This window comes from Streptomyces sp. NPDC001002 (assembly GCF_053599215.1).
In genome coordinates, this window is the sequence record NZ_JBSFLV010000021.1 from 72,283 (window position 1) to 96,308 (window position 24,026).

Genomic DNA, 24,026 nt, shown 5'->3' on the forward strand with positions numbered 1-24,026 from the left:
GCAGAGCCTGGAGGTAGAGCCATGACCAGGAAGGCGCTGATCAGTACGCCGATCCGCACGGCGGCGACCTGCACGGCGGCGAGCGCGGCCCTGCTGCTGTCACCCGCCCTCGCCGTGGCCGACGACGGCCCCTCCGCAAAGGAACTGTCCGAGCAGGCCAAGGACAACCTCCTCAAGACCGACTCCGTACATCTGAAGCTGACCGACCACGGCACGGCCGCGAAGGACAGCAAGACCCAGCCGACCTCGATGGACCTGTCCCTGGACCGGGACGGCAACTGCGTCGGCACGATGCGGATGGGCTCCGGCGGAGGCACCCTCGAACTGGTCAAGCGGGGCGAGGAGGTGTGGATGAAGCCGGACACCGCGTTCTGGAAGACCCAGGTGCCCGGCAGCCAGGGCGACGCCGTCGCAGAACTCTTCAAGAACCGCTACATCCACGGCTCCACGAACGACTCCCTCCTGAAGGGCCTGTCCGGCACCTGCGACCTCACCGGCTTCCAGAAGGAGCTCTACGCCGGCGGGTCCGCCACCGACGCACCCCTCGCCAAGGGCGCCGAGACGAAGATCGACGGTACGAAGGTCACCCCGCTGAAGCGCACGCAGGACGGCAAACGGACGGTCCTGTACGTCACTTCGGCCGCCCCGCACCGTCTGGTCGAGGCCACGCAGAAGGGCGACGGCACCGACATGACGCTGACCTTCACGGAGTACGGCGAACCGGTGCCGTCGGCGACCCCCGCGCCGGACGACACGGTGGACATCGGGAAGTTGCAGCAGGAGTTGCGCGACGCGTGAGCGCGCGGGTCAGTCCAGGCCGGCATCCGTACCGCAGGTGGTGTAGGGCGGGCAGAACCAGGTCAACGCGGTGGCCAGACGGGCGAGTTCGTCTTCCCGTCCGTCGGAGTCGGGGCCGTAGGAGGCGATCGCGTAGATGTTGCCGTCCGCCGCGACGAAACGCTCGTCGTAGACGTGCCAGGTGCCGACGTCGGGGTCGCCCTTGATGGTGTCGGCGAGGTATTCGAGGCGGGATCCGGTGAACTGCCCGTCGTCGAGCGTCTGCAGATCGAGCTCCTTGAACCCGGCCGGCTTCCCGGTCTGGTCCGACAGATACAGCTCGAAGGACGCGGCCGGCGACTCCTCCGACACCTGATACACCTGCAACCGGTGAGTCCGGTCCGCACTGCGGTAGTTGACCACCGCGATCCCGAACTCGGAGTCGACGGTACTGCGCGTCCACCCTTCGGGGATCGCGATCTGGAACCCCTCGGCGTCGTCGTACTTCTCGTACCCGGCGGGCGGCCCGAAGGCCGACGCCGATACCGAAGCCGACGGCGAGACCGCCCCCTCGCTGGGCGTCACCCCGGCACCACTCAACTCCGATGGCGTCGGCGACCCCACGGAACTCCCCGCGACCGGCTTGTCGTCCGCCCCGCCGTCGTCCTTCCCCACCACCAACGTCAGTACGAGACTCACGGCCACCCCGACCACGGCGGCCCCGACGACCACGGACCACACGAGCCGCCGATTCATCCCACCGACGGTCGCGGGAGCGGGCGTTGACGGTCCAGGCGCCCAACCACCCACAGTGGACCACTCGCTGGAGGGCCATGTGCCGGGACCACTGCCTCCCGCCGCACCCGTCGGAGGCCAAGCACCACCATCACCGACACCGCCCGCACCCGCACCCGCACCCGCACCCGCACCAGGAACCTCCTCAGGAGCGTCCGGACTCGGCGAATGCTCCGGCCGGCCAGGCGGAGGTGGAGGCGGCAGGGCCGGAGGCGTCGGTGGGACCGGAAGCGTCGGCGGAGTCATCGACCCCGCGCCCTCCCCCGCCACCCCTTCCTCCCACCGCTGCAAGTCCTCGTTCCAGTAACGCTCTCCCCCGCTCATCTCGCCCCTCTCACAACCCCACCAGCGCGGCGACCGCACCCGCCGAGGCGAGGACGTTGAGCAGGGACTGCGAGTCGGCGAGGAGCTCGCGCAGGCGTTGGCGGCGACCTGGCCCCGCCTGGCCCGTGTCGGTGATCTCGGTCTCCGTCTCCGCGAGCTCCGCCGCCAGGGCCGTCGTCTGTCCGCTCGCCCGGACCCGTTCCAGGTCGGCTCTCAACTCCCGTACAGCCGAGAGCAGTTCTTCCGTCGCCTGGTCGCGCTCTCCGGTCGGCCCGTGATGGTGGTGGCTCTCGGCGTGGGCGTGGCTGCCGACCGCGAAGGTGCTGCCCGAGACGTTTCCGAAGCTGACGTCGGGCTCTTCACTTGGCATGGCTGTCGGCTCCCTTCTGCGGCGCGGGGCCGCCCGAGACTGTGGCTGAGGCGGACGCGGTCGCATGGCTGCCGACGGCGAACGTGCTGCCCTCGACCCGGCCGATGTTCACGTCGCCGTTGCTGATGTTGACGATCTTCTGGACGAACTCACCGGTCTCGTAACCGCATTCGGCCAGCGCGACCCGTACGCCGTTCGCGACCCGGTCCTGCACGCTGCGCAGATAGCGGGCGACATCCATCTCCTGGAAGAGCGAACCGGCGGGCACCGCACCCAGTTCGCGTACCGAGAGGGCGGGCCCGTCGGGCAGCGCGCCCGCGTAGCCGCCGGTCACCAGGCGCCAGAAGTAGACCAGCCCGCGGCCCAGTTGGGCCAGCGCACGGCCCGCCGACGCCGGGACCAGGGCGATCGCCGCCGCGCCCTTGCCGAGCGCGTTGTTGTTCCGGAACCGGTGCGCCGTACGGTCGGCGTCCTTGAACTCCGTCCGCACCGGCGTCAGTACATGCGGGGCGATCTCCAGCATCAGCATGCTGCCCTGCGTGTGGATGCGCACGAAGACCGTGACGACCAGCTCCTCCTCCCAGCCGCCGACCCGGATACGCAGGAAGTGCCGCCGCTTCTCGGCGCCCTCCTCGACCGCCCGCGCCCGGTGCTCCTCGAAGGCCTGCGGGGTGTACGGCGCCTGCTCCCGGCTGGTCAGCCCCTCCACCGGCAGGAACACGCACTCGTCGATCTCCAGCCAGCGCAGCCGGTCCCGCACGCCAGGCCCCGCGTACTCGGCGGGCACCCGGAGCTGTTCGAGCAGCGGGCGGATCCGTTCCAGGACCACGCGGTTGCTGAGAGGCCGACGGTTGTGCGTCTCGTCCGGCCGCAGTTCCACCGCGAGCACCCAGGTGTCGTACGCCGTTCCCGCTCCGCAGAACGGACGGGCCTCGTGGTACATGACCAGCGGCGCGTGCTGTTCCAGCCGGATGCGCTGCTTGAGCCGCTGGAAACGGTGGCCCTCGCCCTGTTCGGCGGGGTCGGCGGCGGCGTCCGGGAAGCGCTGCGGGGAGAGCTCGGCGGCCAACGCCCGGCTGAACTGGGTGCGTTGGGCGTGCAGGCACAGCGCGATGAGCGCGAACACCCCGAGCGTGACCCACGCGTGCCACGGCTCGGTGAGGCCGTTGATGTCGTCGGCGCTCGGCACGAAGACGTCACTGAGGCTCGCCGAGCCCGAGGAACTGGAGCCGTAGGGGTCGTACGAGCCGGAGGACGAACCGTCGCCCGACCCGTCACCGAACGCGGCGACGACCGTGAAGACCAGGAACACCGCGAAGAACACCCGCCCCCACCAGCGGAGCAGAAACGCCGGGATCAGCCGGTACAGCGGCGGCTGCTCGGCCCGTCCCCGGACCCAGGGCGCGATCGCGAGCGCCACGCCGGGCCAGAGGAAGAAGGCGAGGAGCCCGCCGCTGAGAGGTGTCCCGACCACCCACAGACCGATGACGGCCCCGGCCCACAGCAGTTCGTAGCGGCGGGCGCGCAGGGCGTGGGCGAGGACGCGGGCGGCGTCGAAACCGAGCGAGGGGGCCACCATCCGCTGTTCGTTGAGGTGGAGCTCCTCGATGACGCGGTCGCGGTAGCCGGAGTCCAAATAGGTGCCCGCGCACAGCAGCCGGGTCGCCTCACTGGCGTGCGGAGGTAAAGAAGGCAAGGAAGCGGTAGTCACGCTGTTCCCCCGATGCGTGGAAAGACCGTTGTCAGACATTCAGTTGACAAACCGTCAGCATAGAGCGACGGAAGTGGCGGGCGAAAGCGGAATGACAGGGATGGGCCGACGGATGGACGAACCCAGAACCTTTGACTAAAGTCAAAGAAGTATGAGGCGCGAAAACACCGGACCAGTGTCGGCGGAGCACGTGGCGACCCTCCGCCGGTTCAACCGCTACTTCACCCGCCGTATCGGCGCGCTCGACGACCACTACCTCGGCCAGGACCGCCCGCTCGGCGAGGCCCGCCTGCTCTTCGAGATCGAGATCGAAAGTGGGAGCGGGGACGGAAACGGGAGCGGGGGCGAGAACGGCGCCGGCGGCGGGGTCTCCCTGCGCGAGCTGCGCAGTCGCCTCGGCCTGGACGCCGGGTATCTGAGCCGGATGGCGAAGGCCCTGGAGGCGCAGGGCGTGGTCCGGATCGCCACGGACCCGGACGACAACCGGCTGCGCAGGGTCGAGCTGACCCCGGCGGGACGCGTCGAGATCAAGGAGCAGAACCGCCGGGCCAACGCGCTCGCGGCCGGTCTCCTCGACACCCTCAGCGAGCCCCAGCGCGTCGAACTCACCCACGCGATGGCCACCGCCCAGCGCCTGCTCCGCCTGGCCGCCATCACGGTCGCCCTGGTCGACGGCGCCGCCGAGGACGCCCGCGCCTGCCTCGACGCCTACGCCGCCGACATCGGCGCCCGCTTCCCTGAGGGCTTCGACAAGTCCGATCTCGTACGCCCTGAGCAGGTCACCGGCGACGCGGGCGCCTTCTTCGTCGCGTACGAGGAGGGGCGGCCGATGGCCTGCGGGGCGCTACGGACGCTGGAGCCCGGCGTGGGCGAGATCCGGCACGTCTGGGTCCACCCCGAGGCCCGCCGCCTGGGCCTGGCCCGCCGCATCCTCACGGAGCTGGAGCGGTCGGCCGTGGCGCACGGCTTCGACGTCGTACGCCTGGACACGCACGCCGTGCTCACGGAGGCGCAGGCGATGTACCGGGCGTGCGGGTACACGGAGATCCCGGCCTACGTCGACCACGTCTACGCGGACCACTGGTTCGAGAAGCGACTGGCCGGCGCCCGCTGACCCACCTCCCCGAGCAACTCCCGTACGCAGTCCCGCAACCACGCGTGCGCCGGGTCGGCGTCATGACGTGGATGCCAGGCCAACCCCATCTCGAGAACCGGGAGTTGCAGCGGTACGTCGAAGGTGACCAGGCCCAGCGAGGCGGCCAGCGGCACGGTCCAGTAGCTGATCAGGCCGATCAGGTCGGTGTCGCGCAGCACGAACAGCGAGGCGGGGAAGGTGCCGACGGTGCCCACCACCCGGCGCTTCAGGCCGAGTTCGGCGAGCTGGACGTCGACGGGACCGTGCAGCTTGCCGCGCCGCGACACGATCAGGTGGTCGGCCTCGCCCGCGAACCGCTCGGGCGTCAACTCCCCCTCCAGCAGCGGGTGTCCGGCCCTGACGACGCCGACCATCCGGTCCTCGTAGAGGAGTTCGTGGTGCACCTCGGGCGCCGTCGCGTCCACGACCCCGACCTCCAGATCGGCGGTCCCCTGGCGCAGGACCGGTGCGTCGACATGGCTCTCGGCGAGGAAACGGATCCGGATGCCGGGCGCCTCCTCGGCGGCCCGGGCGAGCAGCCGGGCGCCGTACAGGGCGGCGAGCGCGTCGTGCCCGATGATCGTGAGCGTCCGGCTGACGGTCCGGAGGTCGGCGCCCCGGCCGGGCGCGAACAGGGCCCGCGCTCGCTCGACCACCGCGCTCACCTCGGCCCGCACGGCCAGCGCGTGCGGGGTGGGCACCATCTGGCGCCCGGCCCGCACCAGCACGGGATCGCCGAGCGCCTTGCGGATCCGGCCGAGGGTGCGGCTCATCGCGGGCTCGGAGAGATGCAGCCGCCGGGCCGCCCCCTGCACGCTCTGCTCCTCAAGGAGCACGTCCAGGGCGACCAGCAGATTGAGATCCAGGCCCCCTGAGCTGCCGGAATCCGCGGATTGCGTCACACGCACTCACTCCCTGCAAAGGTTGCACTGGAAAGCAGGTCACCGCCGAGCCTACGGTGACAGGGCACCCCACACCACACCTCCCACCACACCGAAGCTCCCCGGAGGAGCCATGCCCCCGCCTGCCCTGAAACGGTCCGTCCTGCTCACCCTCTGCGCCTGCGTGCTGGTCGCGCAGAGCATGGTCGCCGCCATCAACCTCCTGATCCCACAGCTGAGTTCATCGTCCCTGCACCCCTCGCACACCCAACTCCTGTGGATGGTCGACGCGTACGTCATCGTCTTCGCCGGACTCCTCATCCCGGCCGGCGCCCTCGGCGACCGGTACGGCCGCAAGGGCGCGCTGCTCGCCGGTCTCGCCCTGTTCGCGGCGGGCGCCGCCACCAGCGCGCTCGCCCAGAACCCGGCGACGCTGATCGCGGGCCGCGGCCTGTCCGGCGCGGGCGCGGCGCTGATCACCCCGGCGACGATGTCGATCCTGGTCCACCTCTCCGCCCCGGAGAACCGGGCCCGCGCCATGGGCAGTTGGACCCTCTCCCTCGGCCTCGGTGGACTCGCCGGGAACCTCGGCGGCGGCCTGGTCGGCCAATTCCTTTCCTGGCGTGCCCTGTTCGGCGCGATGGTCCCGCTGGCCGCCCTGCTGGCCCTCGCGGTCGTCCTCACCACACCCCGCACGGCCCGCGCCGCGCACAGCAACCTCGACCCCACCGGCACGGCCCTCCTGACCACCGGCCTGGTCGCCGTCCTCTTCGGCATCATCGAGGGCCCCACCTACGGCTGGACCTCCCCGCGCATCCTCACGTCCTTCGCGGCGGGCGCCGCCCTCGTGGCGGCCTTCACGCTCCACGCCCTGCGCTCCCGCACCCCCCTTCTCGACCCGCGCGTCTTCACCTCCCCCACCCTCCGCGCGGCCACCCTCGGCACGGCCACCGGCTTCTTCGGCCTGTTCTCCCTCTTCTACGTCAACTCCCAGTACCTGCAGGACATCAAGGGCTACGGCGCCGCCGTCACCGGCGTCGCGATCGTGCCGCTGACGATCGGCATGGCCCTGGTCCCGAAGCTCGCGGTCCGCTGGTCGCACCGCCCGCGCCCGGTCATCGGCACCGGCCTCGCCCTCATCGGCCTGGGCCTGCTCGGCGCGTCCACCGCCGACGCGGGCACCCCGTACTGGACGTACGCCTGCTGGCTGCTGGTGATCTCGGCGGGCACCGGCCTGTCCATGCCCGCGCTCACGGTCGGCGTGGTCACCTCGCTGCCGCCGCACCAGACGGGCCTCGGCTCGGGCCTGGGCACCTCGGCCCGCGAACTCGGCGCGGCCCTCGGCGTCGCGATCACCGGCACGATCCTGGCGGCCCACCCCGACCTGGCCCAGGGCATGGGCCCGGCCCTGCGCACGGTGGCGTTCATCGTCCTCGCGGCCACAGCACTGGTGATCGTCGGACACCGCGACCGCGTCACCACACGCACTATCGCGTCCGGCGAGAAACGCGTACTATCGCGTTCATCCCGCCGTACCTGATCATCAACTCCCCTCACGCGCGACCCAGTTGAGGAGCCCCCGTGCCCGCCGCCCTCCTGAACCCCGTCCTCGATCTGCTGACGCTCCGAGCCACCCTCACCGAGGCCGAACCGATCACCGCCCGCATGCGCCGACTGCGCATCGAGGGCGACGCCCTCGCCGGACTCGACGTCCGTCCCGGCCAGCAGGTGCGCGTCCTGGTCACCGGCCTGACCCTGCGTACGTACTCCGTGTGGCACTACGACCCCTCCGGCGCCGTCGAGTTGTGCGTGCTGGACCACTCCGAGGGCGGACCCGGGGGCCGGTGGGGGAAGAGCGTCGGCATCGGCGAACAGGTGCGGCTGCGGAAGCCCGAAGGCACCTTCACCCTCCGCCCCGACGCCTCCCACCACGTCTTCGTCGGCGAGGAGACGGCGTCCGTCGCCTTCGGCGCGATGCTGGCCGCGCTGCCCGAGGGGGCGCCGATCTCCGGCTGCGTGGAGACGGACACACCCGACGACCGACTCCCGCTCTCCCACGCCGACCGCCTCAACTGGCTGACCAGGGGCGGCACTTCCCTCCCCGACGCGGTCCAGCAGCTCGCCCCCGAGCCGGGCGGGATCGCCTACGTCGCCGGGGAGGCGCGGACCGTGCAGCAGGTACGGCAGGTGCTCGTACGGGAGTTGGGCTGGGACCGACGGTCCGTCCTCACCAAGCCGTTCTGGGCGCCGGGCAAGCGCGGTCTGGAGTAGGCGCGGGCCGGCTCAACCGCACTCCCGCAGCCCGGCTCACGTGCAGGTCGCACCGGCCGGGCAGAAGGACCGCACCGCCATCGCGAGCGGCTCCCGCACCCGATCCGGCGTCAGATCGGCGGGCCCGCCCGCGCGGATCGCGTACAACGACCCGTCGGCCGCCCGGAAACGATGGTCGACGATCTGGCGCGCCCCCGTCTCCGGATCGTCGTAGCGGTAGGTCAACTCGGCCCAGGTGTCCCCGCGATCGCGCTCGATCACCTGATATCCGGGCTGCTTGGCGAACCCGTACCCGGGATCGGTCTCGGCCAGGTCGAGGGACTCGGCGGGCGTGGCCTCGGAGACCCGGAAGATCTGCAACTGACGGCCGTCGCCGGGGGCGTCGTAGAAGACCACCGGCGCGAGCTGCCCGGTCTTCTGCCGACGGGTCCAGCCCGCGGGCACGTCGACGGTGTAGCCGGTCGGGTCCTGGGCACGGCGGTAACCGGTGGACGGGGACGGCGAGTTGGGCGTCACGGAAGCCAGGGGCGAGGCGGGCGGGGTGGAGGCGGGCGATTCCGTGCCGGTACCCGTGCCCGTACTCGCGCCGGTCCCAGTACCCGTCCCGGCGCTGACGCTGGTCGCGGGGGTCGCCGTATCCCCGGTCGAGCCGTCGCGATTGACGTACCAGAACCCGGCCCCCGCACCCGCGCCGAGCACGACCGTGGCGGTGAGCGTGACGAGCAGCCGGCGTGCGCCACCGGACCGGCCGGGTCCCGGCGGAGGCGGCGGATACGGAGTTGGTGGTGTCCAGGCCGTGGGCGGCGGCGCCGGAGCGGGCGGGTGGCCCTGCGCGGCGAACCAGTCCGGCGGCGTGACGTTCGTCCGGGTCTCGGCGCTCGCCCAGTCCGGCGGCGGTGTGGACCGCCCGCCCGACCAGGCCGCCTGCCCGCTCTCCTCGCTCGGCTCACGCTCGCCGGAACCCGAGCTGTAGCCGTTCCATCCGCTCATCGCGAACCCCCCGATATCACCCTGGCGGGCACCTGTCCTGACGGTAGCGGCGAAAACGGACGCGGGCCCCGTTCCGGATGGAACCGGAACAGGGCCCGTGCAGGCTCGTGACAGAAGCCGTGGGGTGAGCGGGGCCGGAGAGCCCTATTGAGGGTGGCTCAGATCAGGCCGAGGGCGCGGACCGCCTCGCGCTCCTCCGCCAGCTCCTGCACCGACGCGTCGATGCGGGCGCGGGAGAACTCGTTGATGTCCAGGCCCTGGACGATCTCGTAGACGCCGTCCTTCGTGGTGACCGGGAAGGAGGAGATGAGGCCCTCGGGGACGCCGTAGGAGCCGTCGGACGGGATGCCCATGGAGGTCCAGTCGCCGTCGGCGGTGCCGTTGACCCAGGTGTGGACGTGGTCGATGGCGGCGTTCGCGGCGGAGGCCGCGGAGGACGCGCCGCGGGCCTCGATGATCGCGGCGCCGCGCTTGGCGACGGTCGGGATGAACTCCTCGGCCAGCCACTTCTCGTCGTTCACGGTCTCGGCGGCGTTCTTGCCGGCGACCGTGGCGTGGAAGATGTCGGGGTACTGGGTGGCGGAGTGGTTGCCCCAGATGGTCAGGCGCTTGATGTCGGCGACCGTGGTGCCCGTCTTCTTCGCGAGCTGGGTGAGCGCGCGGTTGTGGTCCAGGCGGGTCATCGCGGTGAAGCGCTCGGCCGGTACGTCCGGGGCGGCGGCCTGCGCGATGAGCGCGTTGGTGTTGGCCGGGTTGCCGACGACGAGGACCTTGATGTCGTCCGCGGCGTTGTCGTTGATGGCCTTGCCCTGCGGCTTGAAGATGCCGCCGTTGGCCTCCAGGAGGTCACCGCGCTCCATGCCCTTGGTGCGCGGGCGGGCGCCCACGAGGAGGGCGACGTTGGTGCCGGCGAAGGCGACGTTCGGGTCGTCGGTGATGTCGATGCCCTGGAGGAGCGGGAAGGCGGAGTCGTCGAGCTCCATCGCCGTGCCCTCGGCGGCCTTGAGCGCCGGGGTGATCTCCAGGAGGCGCAGCTTGACCGGCACGTCCGCGCCGAGCAGCTGGCCGGAGGCGATGCGGAAGAGGAGGGCGTAACCGATCTGGCCGGCCGCGCCGGTGACGGTGACGTTCACGGGAGTGCGGGTCATGGCGTTCTCCGTATACAGCTGGCGGTGGAGCGTCCGGGTGGGACGTACAGATGATCGATCTCTTGGTATCAAGAGAGATCCACCGGTCAGGCTATCGCGCATCCGGGATCGCGTACGTCCGGGTCCGATGTGGCCCGTCCCACAGCCCCCGCCGTCGTGGTTTCACGCCGCCGGCTCACTCCGTCGAGTGAACCCTCGCAACATTTCGCGGGCAGTACGCATAGTCGCCCCCGACTCGGGCACGCGAACCGTACCCCCACGGGAGTCCGGCACAGTCGGTACCCCCATGAGGCGGCCGCCTCGGTCCCCCTCTCCCGGACCGGGCGGCCGCCCTCCTTTCTGCCCTCGTGCACCGCGCCGAGGTGCCGCGCTACTGGGCGCACCCCTTCTGACCGGACGCGAGCGTCGCGCACGCCGTCGCCTCGCCCGCGTCCTTCACCGCGACCATCGGCGTGTACGCGATGGTGTCGCCGGCCGTCGTGATGCTGTCGTTCTCCTTCGCGGTGCCCGCGGCCACCTCGACCCGGTCGCCCTGGGCGGCCTGGGTGATACGGCCCCAGGCGGCGCCGCAGGTCTCGCTGTACCGGACCTCGACGACGGTCGTGCCGACGGTGGCGGTCTTCGCGGTCGTCACCGCGTTGGCGTCCGTCGTGCAGCCCATCGCCTCGGCGTCCTTGCCGGTGCAGGAGGCGCCCGCGCACTTCACGCCCGGCGGCAGGTCCGTCTGGGCGCTGGCCGAGGGCGAGACCGAGGCCTTGGTGGCCTCGTCCTTCGTGTCCTTGCCGTTGTCGGTCAGGAAGAACACGGCCGCGATGACGACCAGCACGCCGACGACCCCCGCGAGGAACATCGTCAGCCGCCGCCTGCCACCACCGTCACCGCGCGAGCCGCCGGAGCCACCGGGCCCCGCGGACCCCGCGGAACCGCCTTGCGGCTGCTGCCCGAACGGGCTCGGCGACCCCGGCGTCCAGCCGGGACCGTCGGGCACCGGGGACGAGGCCGACGCAGGTGTCGACGCCGGTGACGCGGTCCCGGCGGCCCGTGCGGCGGGCTGCGGTGGCCTCTGGTACCCGGCGACACCCCAGGAGTTGCCGCCGGAGGAAGACGCTCCCGAGGAGCCGCCGGCCGATTCGGCAGGTGCCGCCGCCGGATCCCGTACGTCCCGCACATCCCGTGCGCCGCCCCGCGAGTCCCGTACATCCCGTGCGTCACGGGTGTCGGGTGCCGTCGGCTGGGGCGGCACCGTCGGTGCCACGCCCGCCGGGCCCGCCACTCCGGGTATCGCGGTCGCGCTGCCGCTCTTGCGGGCCGTCTTGCTGCCCTTGGCGTTCGCCGGAGGCGCCCCGAACTCCCCGAGCGCGGCACGCGCCTGGGAGATCCGGATGGCCTCCATGGTCATGTCGTGGCGCATCTCCGAACGGCTCCAGGCGCGCTCGGCGAGCTCCCACATCGTGGTCAGATGGATCGGGTTGGTGCCGGTGACCTCCGCCAGCGCGACGATCGCGCCCTTGGGTGCCAGCAGCCGTCCGTTGAGATATCTCTCCCAGGACGTCTTGCTGTAGCCCGTGCGGTCGGCCACCGACGCGATGCTCAGGCCACTGCGGTCCACAAGCCGGCGCAGCTGGCTCGCGAACTCCCGTACCTGCGGATCGAGTTCATCCGGCAAGGCCCTCCAACGAGGCATTGCTTCCCCCCTCTTCCCCCCGGTTCGTGCTGGTCTTCCTCGCGTTTTCCCCCGCGCGTGGCGCCCTGTTCCGAGTCCCCGTTCTGGCTACCCACAGGGATGCGCCCACTAAGGATCTCAGTTCCCGGGGTGGGGGCGCACGGGAGCATCGAGCCGCGGACATGCACCGTTGCACGCCCGGCGGGCCACGGTCCAGTGTCCCACCGAGGCCCCCCTCGACCCCCCGGCCGGACCCGCTTACGCTAGCGCCCCCGTCGAACAACCCCGTGTCAAATCCGCAAACTTGTCAATACATCGACACCGCAGCCACACATGGACAACCCCACCCGCCTCGGCCCTATTCAGCCCACCCAGGGGCAACTCACCCCAGCGCGAGGGCGCCGACAACCGCGGCGAGCAGCAGGAACAGGAGCAGGAGTACGGCGTACAGGAGCAGTTTTCCGCCCGGCAGGCGGCCGCCGCGCTCGTCCTCGGGGGGCGTGTCCCACCAGGGCAGGGTGGGGTCGTCCTCGTACTCCTCGCCGCCGGGGGCGCCCGCGGCGGCCGGGGTGCCGGCGGGGCTCGCGGGCAGGGTGGCGGGGCGGGGCCAGGCGCGGACGGCCAGTTCCCAGCGGACGGTGAAGCGTTCGGCGTCGGGTCCTGCCAGGCCCGCGATCCGGCACAGGGCGGTGACGGCCTGGCGGGGCGGGGGCTGGGTGGCGTTGAGGTAGCGGTGCCAGGAGGACTTGCTGTAGGCGGTGCGGGCGCCGAGCGCGACGAGGCTGAGCCCCGTGCGGTCCTTGAGGAGCCGCAACTGCTCCACGAAGTGCCGCACTTCCGGCGGCAGGTCGTCGGGCAGCGGCTGCCAGGCGCTCATCACACACCTCCATGGCGTCGCGTTGTCCGGTCGGTGCGATGGACGACGCCGGACGGTCGTTGGTTCCCGGGCGCGGCCCGCTCGGCCCGTGGCGCGGGCGCGGACACCGTCGCGGAACGGTCACCGCTGTGCCACAGCGCACTGACAGCCGTTGAACAGGCTGTTCGCCGTGCACGAGGGTGGGGCGTGGCGACGGCCCGTCCTTGCTCGGGGGAGAGGACGGGCCGTCGTCGTGCGCGGGGGCCTAGGGGCTGTCGTTTGGATCAGCCCGGCGTCGCGGGGTCTGGCACGCCCATCTGCCGCGTTGTCGTCACTCGCCATGGCTCCGCCATGACTCCCTCCTCCGCCTTGCAGCTGCACGCACCAGACCCCGCTCGGCTCCGCCAAGAAGCACCGCACCTCACAGCCTGCCTGATCCAAACAACAGCCCCTAGCTCACCGTGAAGTGCAGGGTGTCCTTCAGGAACGGGATCTGCAGCCAGGGGTTGGGCTGCACCATCATCGCCAGCAGCACGATCGCGAGACCCAGCAGGCCGTACGTGGCGATGTCGGTGAAGCGGGAGCGTACGGCGAGCATGCCGACGTCGGGCAGCACCCAGCGCAGCACACCGCCGACCAGCAGGGCGACGCCGATCAGCAGCGTGCCGTACCGGAAGGCGTCCAGCGCGGTCAGCAGCAGGCCGAGCGCGACGAGCCCGAGCACGGCGAGGATCGGCCACTGGCGCGCAGGCGCCGGCGCGTCACGGGGCGCCGCCCGGCCACCGCCCTCGGGACGCGCGGTGTCCCGCGTGAACAACGGGAAGCGCCGGGTACCGCGGCGCGGCTTCCGGTCACCGTCGGCCTCGGCATCACCGGTCCCGGCGTCACCGGCCCCGGTCTCGCCCACACTGATCGCACTGCGCACGACAGCCTCCGCCTGCTGCTCGGGCCCCTCCGGGGCGTCCGCCTGAGCTCCGTCGGCCCCCACGTCACCCGTCTCCGGGTCACCCGCCGCCGCGTCCTCGGCCCGCTCGACCCGCTCCGCGGGCTCCACGTCGGCCGACCCGGCCTCCCCCCGCTCAGCCGGCGGCACTGCGCTCCGCCGCCTCGACCACGTTGACCAGGAGCTGGGCGCGGGTCATCGGGCCCACGCCACCGGGGTTGGGGGAGATCCAGCCGGCCACCTCGGCGACGCCCGGGTGGACGTCGCCCATGATCTTGCCCTCGGCGCTGCGCGAGACGCCGACGTCGAGGACGGCCGCGCCGGGCTTGACGTCCTCGGGGCGGACCAGGTGGGCGGAGCCGGCCGCGGCGACGATGATGTCGGCGCGCTTGAGGTGCGAGGAGAGGTCGCGCGTGCCGGTGTGGCACTGCGTCACCGTCGCGTTCTCGCTGCGGCGGGTGAGCAGCAGCGGCATCGGGCGGCCGATGGTGACACCGCGGCCGACGACCACGACCTCGGCGCCCTTGATCTCGACGCCGTACTGACGGAGAAGAGTGAGGACGCCGTTCGGGGTGCAGGGCAGCGGGGCCGGCTCGTTGAGCACGAGGCGGCCGAGGTTCATCGGGTGCAGGCCGTCCGCGTCCTTGTCCGGGTCCATCAGCTCCAGGATCCGGTTCTCGTCGATGCCCTTGGGCAGCGGGAGTTGGACGATGTAACCCGTGCACTCCGGGTCCTCGTTCAGTTCGCGGACGACCGCCTCGATCTCCTCCTGCGTGGCCGTGGCGGGCAGTTCGCGCTGGATGGAGGCGATGCCGACCTGCGCGCAGTCACGGTGCTTGCCGGCGACGTACTTCTGGCTGCCGGGGTCGTCCCCGACCAGGATCGTGCCGAGGCCGGGCGTGATGCCCTTCTCCTTCAGCGCCGCCACGCGGGCGGTCAGATCGGACTTGATCGCGGCTGCGGTGGCCTTGCCATCGAGAATCTGGGCGGTCATGACCCCATCCTCGCGGATGACCGCCCCCCGGTTCCAATCCGGGTGCCCCGGTGCTCCCGTACCCGAAATCCGGCCATGATCGTCGATGTTGCACTTGCACAACACATAGGGAATGCCGCTGGACAAGTAAGACGCGTGTGAAGAACGATGAGCGGCGCAGTACCGCGGTTCGAGTTCGGGGGGCAAACCGCTCACTTCATGCCGTTCCTCCGTGCGGTCCGCGCCGTCCCCATGCGCAACGGAGGAAACCAGCCATGAGTTTCGGTTCGCCGAACAACCCGTACGGACAGCCGCAGAACCCGCAGCAGCCCGGCTACGGCTACCCCCAGCAGGGCCAGCCCTATCCCCAGCAGGGCCAGCAGCCCCCCGGTTACGGCTATCCGCAGGCCCCCGGTGTCCCCCCGCAGCAGGGTTACGGCTATCCGCAGCAGCCCGGTTACCCCGGCGGCGCTCCCGGTCCGCGCGTCGCCTCGATGGGCCGCCGCTTCGGCGCCCGGGTGATCGACGGTGTCGCGTTCGGCATCATCTACACGGTCCTCGTGGTCGCGGGTGTCGCGGGCGCCATGAACTCGGCCAAGGACTGCGACGTGAACGCGGCCGACTACGACACCTGCATCAACAACGCGGGTTCGGACATCGCGGCCAAGTTCGGTGCCGTCGTCCTCGTCCTCGGGATCATCGGCCTGCTCTACGAGCTGGTGATGATCGCCGCGTTCGGCGCCACGCTGGGCAAGCTCGCCGTCGGCATCCGCGTGGTGAAGGTCGACACCGGCCAGAAGCCGGGCCTGGGCTCGGCGTTCATCCGCTGGGTCATCCCGATGGTCGGCTCGTTCGCCTGCGGTATCGGCGCACTGGTCGTCTACCTCTCCCCGTTCTGGGACAAGTCGGGCCGCCAGCAGGGCTGGCACGACAAGGCCGCGAGCACGATGGTCATCCAGAACTGACCGCCGCCGACCCGCGATCGAACCGACGCGGGCATCACGATCGCGCCATTCCTGTGCAAGGGCCGTGTCTCACCCGTCCGAGGGGGACACGGCCCTGCCGCGTCCGCCTAGTCTGACCTCCGTAGCGGGCAGGCACGGGGAGACGCACCTTGTACAGCATCATCGTGGTACCTCCGACGACCACGGAGGACGAGCGCGACACCGCCCAGCTCCGGCTCGCGCCGGGCGAACGGATCACCTTCGGACGGCTGGCGCGTGACAACGACCTCGCGATCACGCACGACGGCGTGTCCCGTCGCGCGGGCGCGATCACCGCGCAGGGCGCCTTCTGGACGCTGAGCAACCTCAGCGGCGGACAGACCTACGTGGTGGAGAACCCGGAGGGCGCGGGCGAGCACATCAAGGTCGGCCCGGGCCGCCTGGACGCCCCGGTCCCCTTCGAGTTCTCGCGGATCGTGCTGCCGGCCGCGGGTGACCTGCTGCCGATCCAGGTGTGGGCACCGCGCCACGACTATCTGCGCACCGAGGGCGGCCTGGCCGGCGACACCACCGCGCCCGCCTTCTCCGTCGACCGCACCAAGCGCTACTTCGCGGTCCTGGCCGCCCTTTGCGAGCCCCGGCTGCGCGGCGAACCGCACGCCCCGCTGCCCACCGTCGACCAGGTCGTCGACCGGCTGCGCCCCAACTGGCCCGCCGCGTCCCGCACTTCGGTGCAGTGGAACATCGACTACCTGGCCGTGAAACTGCGCCTGAAGCCCGGCCCCGAGGAGGCCGACACGGGCCCGCGGCTCAACGGCAAGAAGGAGTCCCTGGTCTCCCTGGCGCTCCGCTTCGACCTGGTGCGCGAGGACGACCTGATCGTGCTGGCCGCCGAGCGGTCCGGCCGGGTGGCCCGGTGACCGAGCCGTACGCCGTGCCGGTGCCCAGCGGCTACCGGGTCGGCGCCTGGGAGGTGCGCGCGCCCATCGCGACGGGCGCCTTCGGCAGCGTCTACGAGGGCCGGCGCGTCGGCGGCGACGGCGACCTGCCCCGCGTGGCCGCCCTCAAGTTCCTGCCCACCGGCACGGACACCCCGCGCCAACTGGCCCATCTGCGCGAACTCGTCGAGCGCGAGATCGACCTGTACCGCCGGCTGACCCGCCCCCGACTGATCCGGATGTACGAGACCCTCGTCGTCGACGACCCCGAGCGCCCCCGCCTCGACGGCGCCACCGTCCTCGTACTGGAGCGGGCGGAGCGCTCGCTGGCCGAGCTGCTCACCGCCGCGCCCCGGCCGGCCGCCGGGCCCGCGCTGCTGGCGCAGATCTGCGAGGGGCTGGCCCAGTTGCATCACGCGGGCTGGGTGCACGGGGATCTGAAACCGGCCAATGTGCTGCTGATGCCGGACGGTTCGGCGCGGCTCGCCGACTTCAACATGGCGGCCGAACTGGAGGGCACGCACGCGTACACGCCCGCGTTCTCCACGCCGGACTACACGCCCCCCGAGCTGCTGTGGGCGGAGATCGGCGAACGCGGGCGCCGGATCCGCCCGTCGGCGGACGTCTGGGCGTTCGGCGTGCTCGCCCACCTCCTGCTGACCGGCGCCTTCCCGCTGCCCGGCGGCACCCCGAGCGCCCGCCGGGACGCGGCCGCCGCCTACGCGCGCGGCCACGACGAACTCCGTCTCGCGCCCGAACTCCCGGACGCCTGGCGGGAGATCGTGCGGGACTGCCTGGCCCGTACGCACGCCGACCGCATCGGCACCGACGCGCTGCTGCGCCGGGTCGAGGCGGCGGCCGGCACGGGCCGCTCGCCCAGGCTGCCCCGGGCCCCGCTGCCGCGCCGGCGCCGGGCCGTGCTGGCCGCGGTCTCGGCGGCCGCGACGGTCGCCGTGGCGGCCCTGGGGTACGGCATCAGCACCTGGGCCGACTCGGGCACGACGGGCGGCGCGAACGCGTCCGGCAAGAACACGGCCGCCACCTACGGCGCTTCCGAACTCCGTACCGACAAGGGCGTCCCGGTGCAGTACCGGCGGATGATCGTCGACTCGGCCCACGACTGCCTCCAGCACGAGGTCTCCCCCGCCCTCATCGCGGCGATGCTCAAGACGGAGAGCAACTTCGACCCCGATCTGTCGGACCCGACCGCGGGCGGCGAGGGCGAGTACGGCATCGCCCGCTGGACCCCGAGCGTGCTGCGCTGGTGGCTGCGCTCGGACGGCGTCCCGGCCAAGAAGACTCCCCGACCGCCGCTCACGCCCGCCCAGTCCATCCCGGCGATGGCCCGCTACCTGTGCTTCATGGAACCGCGCCTGGACACCTCCCTGCCGGGCGACCGCCGTCTGCTGCTCGCCGCCTCCTACCGGACCTCGTACAAGAAGGTGAACGCGACCGGCGGCATCCCCGAGCAGAACCGTGCCTACACCACCCGCGTCGCCCATTACCTCAAGGAGTACACGCCGCCCGGCGCGAAGTGACCCTGAGAGGTCCGAGGTTCCGCGCGCGGGCGGCGTACACCACGGTGGTCGTGTCCACCAACGGGGGTGGCAACACCGGAGGGACACACCATGAAGCGCATCCTTGCCTCGCTCGGAGCGACGGCGGTACTGGCGGCGAGCGCGGTCGCGATGACGCCGGCGAGCGCGTCGGCGGCGAGCGGCTGCTGGGGGAACGCGGGCCAGAAGACGGGCCCCGGCGGCCAGACGTACAGCGCCCGCTACTGCCACAACTACCAGGGGAACACCGTCGGCCAGGGCACCCGGGTCAACGGCTACCTGTACGCCGGTGACAACTGGTTCGTCTGCCAGTTGAAGGCGGGCGAGAACGAGCCGGTCGGCAGCGCCCGCAACAACTGGTGGCTCTTCACCCAGGGCGACGAGGCCTACGCGGACAACGGTTGGGGCTGGTTCCCGGCCAACAAGGTCTCGGGCGGCAACAACTACGAGCCCATCCCGGGCCTGCCCCTCTGCTGACGCCCGGCCGACGGCGGGGTTCCGGCTTCCTCGGGGGAGGGCCGGAGCTCCGCTTCCGCCGTGCCACGCCCGTGTCGCCCGCTCGCCGCTCAACTCCCCACGATGTGCCGCAGATAGAGCCACGGGTCGTCCAGATACCGACGCCAGTGGTCGACGATCTCCAGCTCCCGCCACTGGGCAGAGCGCATCCCGTGCTCGCCCACCTCGACGATCGCCGCGCCGGGCAGCGCGGTCAGCAGCGGCGAGTGCGTGGCGCAGACGACCTGGCCGCCGGCGCGCGCCAACTCGTCAAGCAGCCCGACCAGTTCCAGGCAGGACGCGAAGGACAGCGCGGCCTCGGGCTCGTCCAGGACGTACAGCCCCGGCTCGTGGAAGCGCTCGCGGAAGGCCATCAGGAAGCCCTCGCCGTGGCTCATCTCCTCCGGGGACCCGGATATCCGCCCGCGCCCCCGCTCCCGGCCGAGCGCGTCGAGCGCGGTCTCGGCCCGCAGGAAGAAGCCTCTGCGGCGGGTCCGCGGCCCCTGGAGCATCCGGCGTCCGGTCTTCGCCGCCTCGAACCGCATTCGCCCGCCCAGCGGGGACGGCTCACGCGGACCCGCGTACCGGTTCCCGGCCGACCCGCCCCAGGAATCCAGGCCGAAGGCCTCGGCCAGCGCCTCGACGAGGGTCGACTTCCCCGATCCGTTCTCCCCCACGAGGAACGTGACCGGGGCGGTGAACTTGAGCCCGTCGTCGAGCAGTTGCCGCACGCACGGCACCGACCAGGGCCACTGGCTCCCGTCGCCCCGCTCGGCCTCGGCGACATGCGCGTAGGCGCGTTCGACGATCATGCCGTCAAGACTCTCACCCACCACTGACAACGGCAGCGGACAAGAGCAGGGGCCAACGGCAGGGCGGCGACCGGATAGCTCCGACCGCCGCCCGTTTTCCCTAGCCGTCAGTGGAAGAAGTGCCGCGTCCCCGTGAAGTACATGGTGACGCCGGCCTTCTTCGCGGCCTCCACGACCAGTTCGTCGCGGACCGAGCCGCCGGGCTGGACCACGGCCTTGACGCCGGCCGCGGTGAGGATCTCCAGGCCGTCCGGGAAGGGGAAGAAGGCGTCGGAGGCGGCATACGCACCACGCGCGCGTTCCTCACCGGCGCGCTCGACGGCCAGCTTCGCGGAGTCGACGCGGTTGACCTGGCCCATGCCGACGCCGACGGAGGCACCGTCCTTGGCGAGCAGGATGGCGTTGGACTTCACGGCCCGGCAGGCCTTCCAGGCGAAGGACAGCTCGGCCAGCTCGTCGGCGGTGAGGGCCTCGCCGGTCGCCAGCGTCCAGTTGGCCGGGTCGTCGCCGTCGGCCTGGAGACGGTCGGTGACCTGGAGGAGGGCGCCGCCGTCGATGGGCTTGACCTCGGCGGGGTGGGAGGGCGCGGCCGGCGCCTTCAGCACCCGGATGTTCTTCTTCTTGGCGAGGGCCTCCAGCGCCCCCTCCTCGTAGTCCGGCGCGACGATGACCTCGGTGAAGATCTCGGCGACCTGCTCCGCCATCTCCTTGCTGACCGGCCGGTTGACGGCGATCACACCACCGAAGGCCGACAGCGGGTCGCACGCGTGCGCCTTGCGGTGCGCCTCGGCGACATCCGAGGCGATCGCGATCCCGCACGGATTGGCGTGCTTGATGATCGCGACACAGGGCTCGTCGTGATCGTACGCGGCACGGCGGGCGGCATCCGTGTCCGTGTAGTTGTTGTACGACATCTCCTTGCCGTGCAGCTGCTCGGCCTCGGCGAGACCGACGCCCGTGCCGTCGACGTAGAGGGCGGCGGGCTGGTGCGGGTTCTCGCCGTACCGCAGGGTGCTCTTGCGCTCCAGGGTGGCGCCCAGGAAGTCGGGGAACAGCGAGTCGTCCACGGGCGCGTAGGCGCTGGCGAACCAGGAGGCGACCGCGATGTCGTAGGTCGCCGTGTGCTGGAAGGCCTCGGCGGCGAGCCGCTTGCGGGTGAAGAGGTCGAACCCGCCACTCTGCACGGCGGCCAGGACATCGGCGTACCGCGCGGGGCTGGTGACCACGGACACGGACGGATGGTTCTTGGCGGCGGCGCGCACCATCGACGGACCGCCGATGTCGATCTGCTCGACGCACTCGTCGGGCGAGGCGCCCGAGGCGACGGTCTCGCGGAACGGGTAGAGGTTGACGACGACGAGGTCGAAGGGCTCGACACCCAGCTCGGCCAGCTGCTGCCGGTGGCTCTCCAGGCGCAGGTCGGCGAGGATGCCCGCGTGCACCTTGGGGTGCAGGGTCTTGACCCGGCCGTCCAGGCACTCGGGGAAGCCGGTGAGCTCCTCGACCTTGGTGACGGGGACGCCGGCGGCGGCGATCCGGGCGGCGGTGGAACCGGTGGAGACGAGCTCGACCCCGGCCTCGTGCAGCCCGCGCGCCAGCTCTTCCAGACCGGTCTTGTCGTAGACGCTGACGAGCGCCCGGCGAATCGCGCGCTTGCCGTTCTCGATGGTCTCGGCGGTCACTGGATAACTACCTTTCGTCCCTCAATGCGATGGCCGTTGCGGGCGAGCCGCCCCACGACCTCGACGAGCAGCCTTCGCTCGACTTCCTTGATGCGCTCGTGCAGAGCGCTCTCGTCGTCCTCGTCCCGGACCTCGACCACGCCCTGGGCGATGATCGGTCCGGTGTCGACGCCGTCGTCGACGAAGTGGACGGTGCAACCGGTCACCTTGGCGCCGTACGCGAGCGCGTCCCGCACCCCGTGGGCCCCCGGGAAACTGGGCAGCAGGGCAGGGTGCGTGTTCACGAACCGCCCCCCGAAGAGCGCGAGGAACTCCTTGCCCACGATCTTCATGAACCCGGCGGAGACCACAAGGTCGGGGTCGTGGTCGGCCACGGCCTGCGCGAGGGCGGCGTCCCACTCCCCCCGGCTCCCGAAGTCCTTCACCTTGCACACGAAGGTGGGCAGTCCCGCCCGCTCGGCGCGCGCGAGCCCCTCGATGCCGTCGCGGTCGGCGCCGACGGCCACGATCTCGGCGCCGTAGGCCTCGACACCGGTCCGCTGGATCTCGTCGAGCAGCGCCTGCAGATTGGTGCCGGATCCGGAGACCAGCACGACGAGGCGCTTGACCGCTCGGCCGGCGGGAGTGGCGGCCACGGTGGGGCCCTTTCTCGGGGGAGCATCTGTACGGCCGGTTTGTACAGTCGTACGAATGCTTCGCGCCCCGGGATACGGGGAAGTCTACGAAGCGGTCGGCCGTCAGCAACGATACCGGCACACCGGACGGCCCCCGTGGGACGGGGGCGTGGCCGGAAGGTAGCGTCTGCGAGGGACGGCCTCGGGAACGCGGTGGTGGTGCGACGCGTTCACGAAGTGACAGTTCGCGCGCTATACCTGACCACTCGCATATCCGGCCACCCACGTACCTGGCCAACCGCACAGCACGACCGCACTCGTATCGGAATCGGACCAAGGGGAAGACGCTCACTTGATGTCGGACCGCAGCCTGCGACTCTTCACGCTCTCTCCGCTCCCGGCGCGGGGAGGGGAGCGTGGCGCCGTCCTGCTCCGAGAGCGCCCCGCCTCGCCCCCGGACGCGCCCTCGGGCAAGAAGACCGGCGACGGCGACGACACGAGCGGTGCCGGACAGAGCGGTGGCGGCCAGAACAGTGCCGGCGGTGGCGGGAGCGCCGGCCAGGACGACAACCCGTTCGCGCCGCCGCCCGAGGGCACGCCGGACCGCCCCTGGCAGCCGCGCCGCCCCACGGAGGGCGACGAGGCGCAGAGCGACAGCGGTTCGTCATCACCGTCCCCCTGGGGCAGTCAGTGGAGCGACCGCCAGCCCGGCCGCTCCCAGGGCGGCTTCGGTGACCGCCCCGGAGACCGGCCCGGCCCCTCGGCCCCCGAGAACCCGGGCGGCAACGGCCCGAACACGGGCATGCGCTGGGACCCCACGGACCCCATCCAGCGCCGCGCCCGCTACTCCCTGCTCTCCGGCATGTGGGCCTTCTTCTTCGCCCTCTTCAGCTGGCCGTACGTGGCCCTGCTCCTGGGCGCGCTCTCGCTCTACTGGGGCATCAGCGCCCTGCGCGCGAAGTCCCGCGCCGCCCAGGACACCACGGACACCTCGGCCCCGCGCCCCCAGACCACGGCGGCGATCAGCGGCCTGGTCACGGCGACGCTGGCCATCGCCCTGGTGGCCGCGACGTTCGCCGCCCAGTTGGTCTACAGCGACTACTACACCTGCACGTCCGACGCCCTCACCAACCAGGCCAAGCAGGCCTGCGAGCAGCACCTGCCGTCGGAACTGCGGAACATTCTGGGCACGAACGGCTGACGGACCGGTCGTCGGGGGTCGGGCGTCGGGGGGGAGTTCGTGGTGCGGGATCGGGATCGGGAGCGGGTGTGCTGGTTCTGCGAGAACGCCGCACCGCCGTCGTGGCACGACCGCGTCATGGGGCTGCACCGAGGCGCCGATACGAACATGACGGCATGGATCGTGGTCCTGCGCACGACGTGGCGCAGGGAGGTCGTACACGTACCGCGGTGCGCCCGCTGCCACACCGGCCACCAGATGGAACAAACGGCGGCGGTACTCGCCGTGGCTTCACTGATCGCCTACGCGGCCAGCGGCCAACTGGACCACCTCCTCGGCATTGTCCCGAATACAGGCGCGGACCGGACGGCAGCGGCGATCTGGGCAACCGTGGCCGTCCTCCCGACACTCACCTGGCTGGCCATCAGACACGCCCGCCTGCCATGGCAGCGCCTGGCCCCCCACCGCCTGGGCTACGCCCGCCACCACCCTGATTTCGTCCAACTCCTGGACGAGGGCTGGAACCCCAGACCGGGCCCCTTCCCCTACTGGGGAAACCCCCCGAACCCCCACCACCCTCCCCCACCGGGCAAACTCCGCCGAATCATCGGCCGAGCGATAGACGTCCTCACGGCAGCGTCGGCCATCGCCATCTTCGTCGCGTACTTCAAGGGCTACGAGGAACTGGCCGGAGGCTTCATCGCGACGACGGCGGGCCTGGGCTACCTGTCCTCAAAGATCAAGCCCGATAACTGACCGGGTTCTTCGAGATCGTCGGCGGCGACGGCGCGCGAGGGCTCGAAGATGAGCCTGCGCCTTTCAGCCCGCCCCCACCGGGCTGCGCCTCTTGAACTCCGGTCCGCATTTTTCAGCCCGTCCGGCCAGTTCCTCGTAGCCCTTGAAGTACGCGACGAAGATGGCGATGGCCGACGCTGCCGTGAGGACGTCTATCGCTCGGCCGATGATTC

The 24,026-nt window shown here is 71.6% G+C and carries 23 protein-coding genes; 10 read left to right on the forward strand and 13 right to left on the reverse strand.

Annotation, left to right across the window (positions count from 1 at the left end):
* Positions 1-21: 21 nt before the first annotated feature.
* A complete protein-coding gene (locus tag ACWDR3_RS12735) occupies positions 22-798 on the forward strand; it encodes a hypothetical protein (protein ID WP_450352488.1) in 777 nt (258 codons plus the stop codon).
* Between the two features lie 9 nt (positions 799-807).
* Here the strand turns inward: ACWDR3_RS12735 and ACWDR3_RS12740 are convergent, their stop codons facing one another.
* The 3 genes from ACWDR3_RS12740 to ACWDR3_RS12750 form a co-directional block, all read right to left on the reverse strand.
* Positions 808-1,533, reverse strand: coding sequence for a hypothetical protein (locus tag ACWDR3_RS12740; RefSeq protein ID WP_450352489.1), 726 nt, complete (start codon positions 1,531-1,533; stop codon positions 808-810).
* Between the two features lie 373 nt (positions 1,534-1,906).
* On the reverse strand, positions 1,907-2,266 hold the full coding sequence (locus ACWDR3_RS12745; protein ID WP_450352490.1) for a hypothetical protein: 360 nt from the start codon (positions 2,264-2,266) through the stop codon (positions 1,907-1,909).
* On the reverse strand, positions 2,256-4,016 hold the full coding sequence (locus tag ACWDR3_RS12750) for a hypothetical protein (protein WP_450352491.1): 1,761 nt from the start codon (positions 4,014-4,016) through the stop codon (positions 2,256-2,258). The genes ACWDR3_RS12745 and ACWDR3_RS12750 overlap by 11 nt, the downstream gene beginning before the upstream one ends.
* A gap of 112 nt (positions 4,017-4,128) precedes the next feature.
* Here ACWDR3_RS12750 and ACWDR3_RS12755 point away from each other — a divergent pair, with 112 nt between their 5' ends.
* Positions 4,129-5,091, forward strand: coding sequence for a bifunctional helix-turn-helix transcriptional regulator/GNAT family N-acetyltransferase (locus ACWDR3_RS12755; protein WP_450352492.1), 963 nt, complete (start codon positions 4,129-4,131; stop codon positions 5,089-5,091).
* Here the strand turns inward: ACWDR3_RS12755 and ACWDR3_RS12760 are convergent.
* On the reverse strand, positions 5,046-6,020 hold the full coding sequence (locus ACWDR3_RS12760; RefSeq protein ID WP_450352493.1) for a LysR family transcriptional regulator: 975 nt from the start codon (positions 6,018-6,020) through the stop codon (positions 5,046-5,048). The two genes, ACWDR3_RS12755 and ACWDR3_RS12760, sit on opposite strands and share 46 nt — an antisense overlap.
* 106 nt (positions 6,021-6,126) lie before the next feature.
* Between ACWDR3_RS12760 and ACWDR3_RS12765 the strand changes: the two genes are divergently transcribed.
* Together ACWDR3_RS12765 and ACWDR3_RS12770 are read left to right on the forward strand one after the other, a co-directional pair.
* The gene (locus ACWDR3_RS12765; RefSeq protein ID WP_450352494.1) at positions 6,127-7,533 is read left to right on the forward strand and encodes an MFS transporter; all 1,407 of its coding nucleotides are present in this window, start codon (positions 6,127-6,129) and stop codon (positions 7,531-7,533) included.
* Positions 7,534-7,574: 41 nt separating this feature from the next.
* Positions 7,575-8,264 (forward strand): siderophore-interacting protein, encoded by a 690-nt coding sequence (locus ACWDR3_RS12770; protein ID WP_450352495.1) that lies wholly within the window; start codon positions 7,575-7,577, stop codon positions 8,262-8,264.
* Positions 8,265-8,300: 36 nt separating this feature from the next.
* Here ACWDR3_RS12770 and ACWDR3_RS12775 read toward each other — a convergent pair whose 3' ends face one another.
* From ACWDR3_RS12775 to ACWDR3_RS12800, 6 genes are all read right to left on the reverse strand, one after another.
* The gene (locus tag ACWDR3_RS12775) at positions 8,301-9,254 is read right to left on the reverse strand and encodes a hypothetical protein (protein WP_450352496.1); all 954 of its coding nucleotides are present in this window, start codon (positions 9,252-9,254) and stop codon (positions 8,301-8,303) included.
* 158 nt (positions 9,255-9,412) lie between these two features.
* Positions 9,413-10,402: a malate dehydrogenase gene (locus ACWDR3_RS12780; protein ID WP_450352497.1), complete on the reverse strand. Its 990-nt coding sequence runs from the start codon at positions 10,400-10,402 to the stop codon at positions 9,413-9,415.
* Between the two features lie 370 nt (positions 10,403-10,772).
* A complete protein-coding gene (locus tag ACWDR3_RS12785; protein WP_450352498.1) occupies positions 10,773-12,068 on the reverse strand; it encodes a DUF2690 domain-containing protein in 1,296 nt (431 codons plus the stop codon).
* A 379-nt stretch (positions 12,069-12,447) separates the two neighbouring features.
* On the reverse strand, positions 12,448-12,942 hold the full coding sequence (locus ACWDR3_RS12790; protein WP_450352499.1) for a helix-turn-helix domain-containing protein: 495 nt from the start codon (positions 12,940-12,942) through the stop codon (positions 12,448-12,450).
* A gap of 430 nt (positions 12,943-13,372) precedes the next feature.
* Positions 13,373-13,828, reverse strand: a complete 456-nt coding sequence (locus ACWDR3_RS12795) for a DUF3017 domain-containing protein (protein WP_450352517.1) — start codon at positions 13,826-13,828, stop codon at positions 13,373-13,375.
* 172 nt (positions 13,829-14,000) lie between these two features.
* Positions 14,001-14,858: a bifunctional methylenetetrahydrofolate dehydrogenase/methenyltetrahydrofolate cyclohydrolase gene (locus tag ACWDR3_RS12800; protein ID WP_450352500.1), complete on the reverse strand. Its 858-nt coding sequence runs from the start codon at positions 14,856-14,858 to the stop codon at positions 14,001-14,003.
* 254 nt (positions 14,859-15,112) lie between these two features.
* On the opposite strand from ACWDR3_RS12800, the gene ACWDR3_RS12805 reads away from it, so the two are divergent.
* The 4 genes from ACWDR3_RS12805 to ACWDR3_RS12820 all read left to right on the forward strand — a co-directional run bounded on the left by ACWDR3_RS12805 (position 15,113) and on the right by ACWDR3_RS12820 (position 18,752).
* Complete coding sequence (locus ACWDR3_RS12805; RefSeq protein ID WP_450352501.1) at positions 15,113-15,802, forward strand: RDD family protein; 690 nt, start codon at positions 15,113-15,115, stop codon at positions 15,800-15,802.
* A 149-nt stretch (positions 15,803-15,951) separates the two neighbouring features.
* Entirely contained in the window at positions 15,952-16,701 is a 750-nt protein-coding gene (locus tag ACWDR3_RS12810; protein ID WP_450352502.1) for an FHA domain-containing protein, read from the forward strand.
* Positions 16,698-18,257, forward strand: a complete 1,560-nt coding sequence (locus tag ACWDR3_RS12815) for a protein kinase domain-containing protein (protein ID WP_450352503.1) — start codon at positions 16,698-16,700, stop codon at positions 18,255-18,257. Before ACWDR3_RS12810 ends, ACWDR3_RS12815 begins: the two co-directional genes overlap by 4 nt.
* A 90-nt stretch (positions 18,258-18,347) precedes the next feature.
* Entirely contained in the window at positions 18,348-18,752 is a 405-nt protein-coding gene (locus ACWDR3_RS12820) for a hypothetical protein (RefSeq protein WP_450352504.1), read from the forward strand.
* Between the two features lie 89 nt (positions 18,753-18,841).
* Here the strand turns inward: ACWDR3_RS12820 and ACWDR3_RS12825 are convergent, their stop codons facing one another.
* The 3 genes from ACWDR3_RS12825 to purN form a co-directional block, all read right to left on the reverse strand.
* On the reverse strand, positions 18,842-19,582 hold the full coding sequence (locus ACWDR3_RS12825; RefSeq protein WP_450352505.1) for an AAA family ATPase: 741 nt from the start codon (positions 19,580-19,582) through the stop codon (positions 18,842-18,844).
* Positions 19,583-19,689: 107 nt separating this feature from the next.
* Positions 19,690-21,264, reverse strand: coding sequence for a bifunctional phosphoribosylaminoimidazolecarboxamide formyltransferase/IMP cyclohydrolase (gene purH / locus ACWDR3_RS12830; RefSeq protein ID WP_450352506.1), 1,575 nt, complete (start codon positions 21,262-21,264; stop codon positions 19,690-19,692).
* Positions 21,261-21,899 carry a phosphoribosylglycinamide formyltransferase gene (gene purN / locus ACWDR3_RS12835; protein WP_450352508.1) on the reverse strand — a complete coding sequence of 213 codons (639 nt, stop codon included), beginning with the start codon at positions 21,897-21,899 and terminating at the stop codon, positions 21,261-21,263. Before purN ends, purH begins: the two co-directional genes overlap by 4 nt.
* Before the next feature lie 334 nt (positions 21,900-22,233).
* Here purN and ACWDR3_RS12840 point away from each other — a divergent pair, with 334 nt between their 5' ends.
* Entirely contained in the window at positions 22,234-23,079 is an 846-nt protein-coding gene (locus ACWDR3_RS12840) for a hypothetical protein (RefSeq protein ID WP_450352509.1), read from the forward strand.
* A gap of 42 nt (positions 23,080-23,121) precedes the next feature.
* Positions 23,122-23,814: a hypothetical protein gene (locus tag ACWDR3_RS12845; protein WP_450352510.1), complete on the forward strand. Its 693-nt coding sequence runs from the start codon at positions 23,122-23,124 to the stop codon at positions 23,812-23,814.
* Positions 23,815-24,026: the final 212 nt, after the last annotated feature.

Excerpts from the sequence above, each read along its gene's own strand:
- ACWDR3_RS12750 (WP_450352491.1), bottom strand. The coding sequence starts at position 4,016 with ATGTCTGACAACGGTCTTTCCACGCATCGGGGGAACAGCGTGACTACC.
- ACWDR3_RS12740 (WP_450352489.1), bottom strand. The coding sequence starts at position 1,533 with ATGAATCGGCGGCTCGTGTGGTCCGTGGTCGTCGGGGCCGCCGTGGTC.
- ACWDR3_RS12805 (WP_450352501.1), top strand. The coding sequence starts at position 15,113 with ATGAGTTTCGGTTCGCCGAACAACCCGTACGGACAGCCGCAGAACCCG.
- ACWDR3_RS12780 (WP_450352497.1), bottom strand. The coding sequence starts at position 10,402 with ATGACCCGCACTCCCGTGAACGTCACCGTCACCGGCGCGGCCGGCCAG.
- ACWDR3_RS12840 (WP_450352509.1), top strand. The coding sequence starts at position 22,234 with ATGTCGGACCGCAGCCTGCGACTCTTCACGCTCTCTCCGCTCCCGGCG.
- ACWDR3_RS12735 (WP_450352488.1), top strand. The coding sequence starts at position 22 with ATGACCAGGAAGGCGCTGATCAGTACGCCGATCCGCACGGCGGCGACC.
- ACWDR3_RS12800 (WP_450352500.1), bottom strand. The coding sequence starts at position 14,858 with ATGACCGCCCAGATTCTCGATGGCAAGGCCACCGCAGCCGCGATCAAG.
- ACWDR3_RS12765 (WP_450352494.1), top strand. The coding sequence starts at position 6,127 with ATGCCCCCGCCTGCCCTGAAACGGTCCGTCCTGCTCACCCTCTGCGCC.
- ACWDR3_RS12775 (WP_450352496.1), bottom strand. The coding sequence starts at position 9,254 with ATGAGCGGATGGAACGGCTACAGCTCGGGTTCCGGCGAGCGTGAGCCG.
- ACWDR3_RS12745 (WP_450352490.1), bottom strand. The coding sequence starts at position 2,266 with ATGCCAAGTGAAGAGCCCGACGTCAGCTTCGGAAACGTCTCGGGCAGC.
- ACWDR3_RS12825 (WP_450352505.1), bottom strand. The coding sequence starts at position 19,582 with ATGATCGTCGAACGCGCCTACGCGCATGTCGCCGAGGCCGAGCGGGGC.
- ACWDR3_RS12755 (WP_450352492.1), top strand. The coding sequence starts at position 4,129 with ATGAGGCGCGAAAACACCGGACCAGTGTCGGCGGAGCACGTGGCGACC.
- ACWDR3_RS12790 (WP_450352499.1), bottom strand. The coding sequence starts at position 12,942 with ATGAGCGCCTGGCAGCCGCTGCCCGACGACCTGCCGCCGGAAGTGCGG.
- ACWDR3_RS12820 (WP_450352504.1), top strand. The coding sequence starts at position 18,348 with ATGAAGCGCATCCTTGCCTCGCTCGGAGCGACGGCGGTACTGGCGGCG.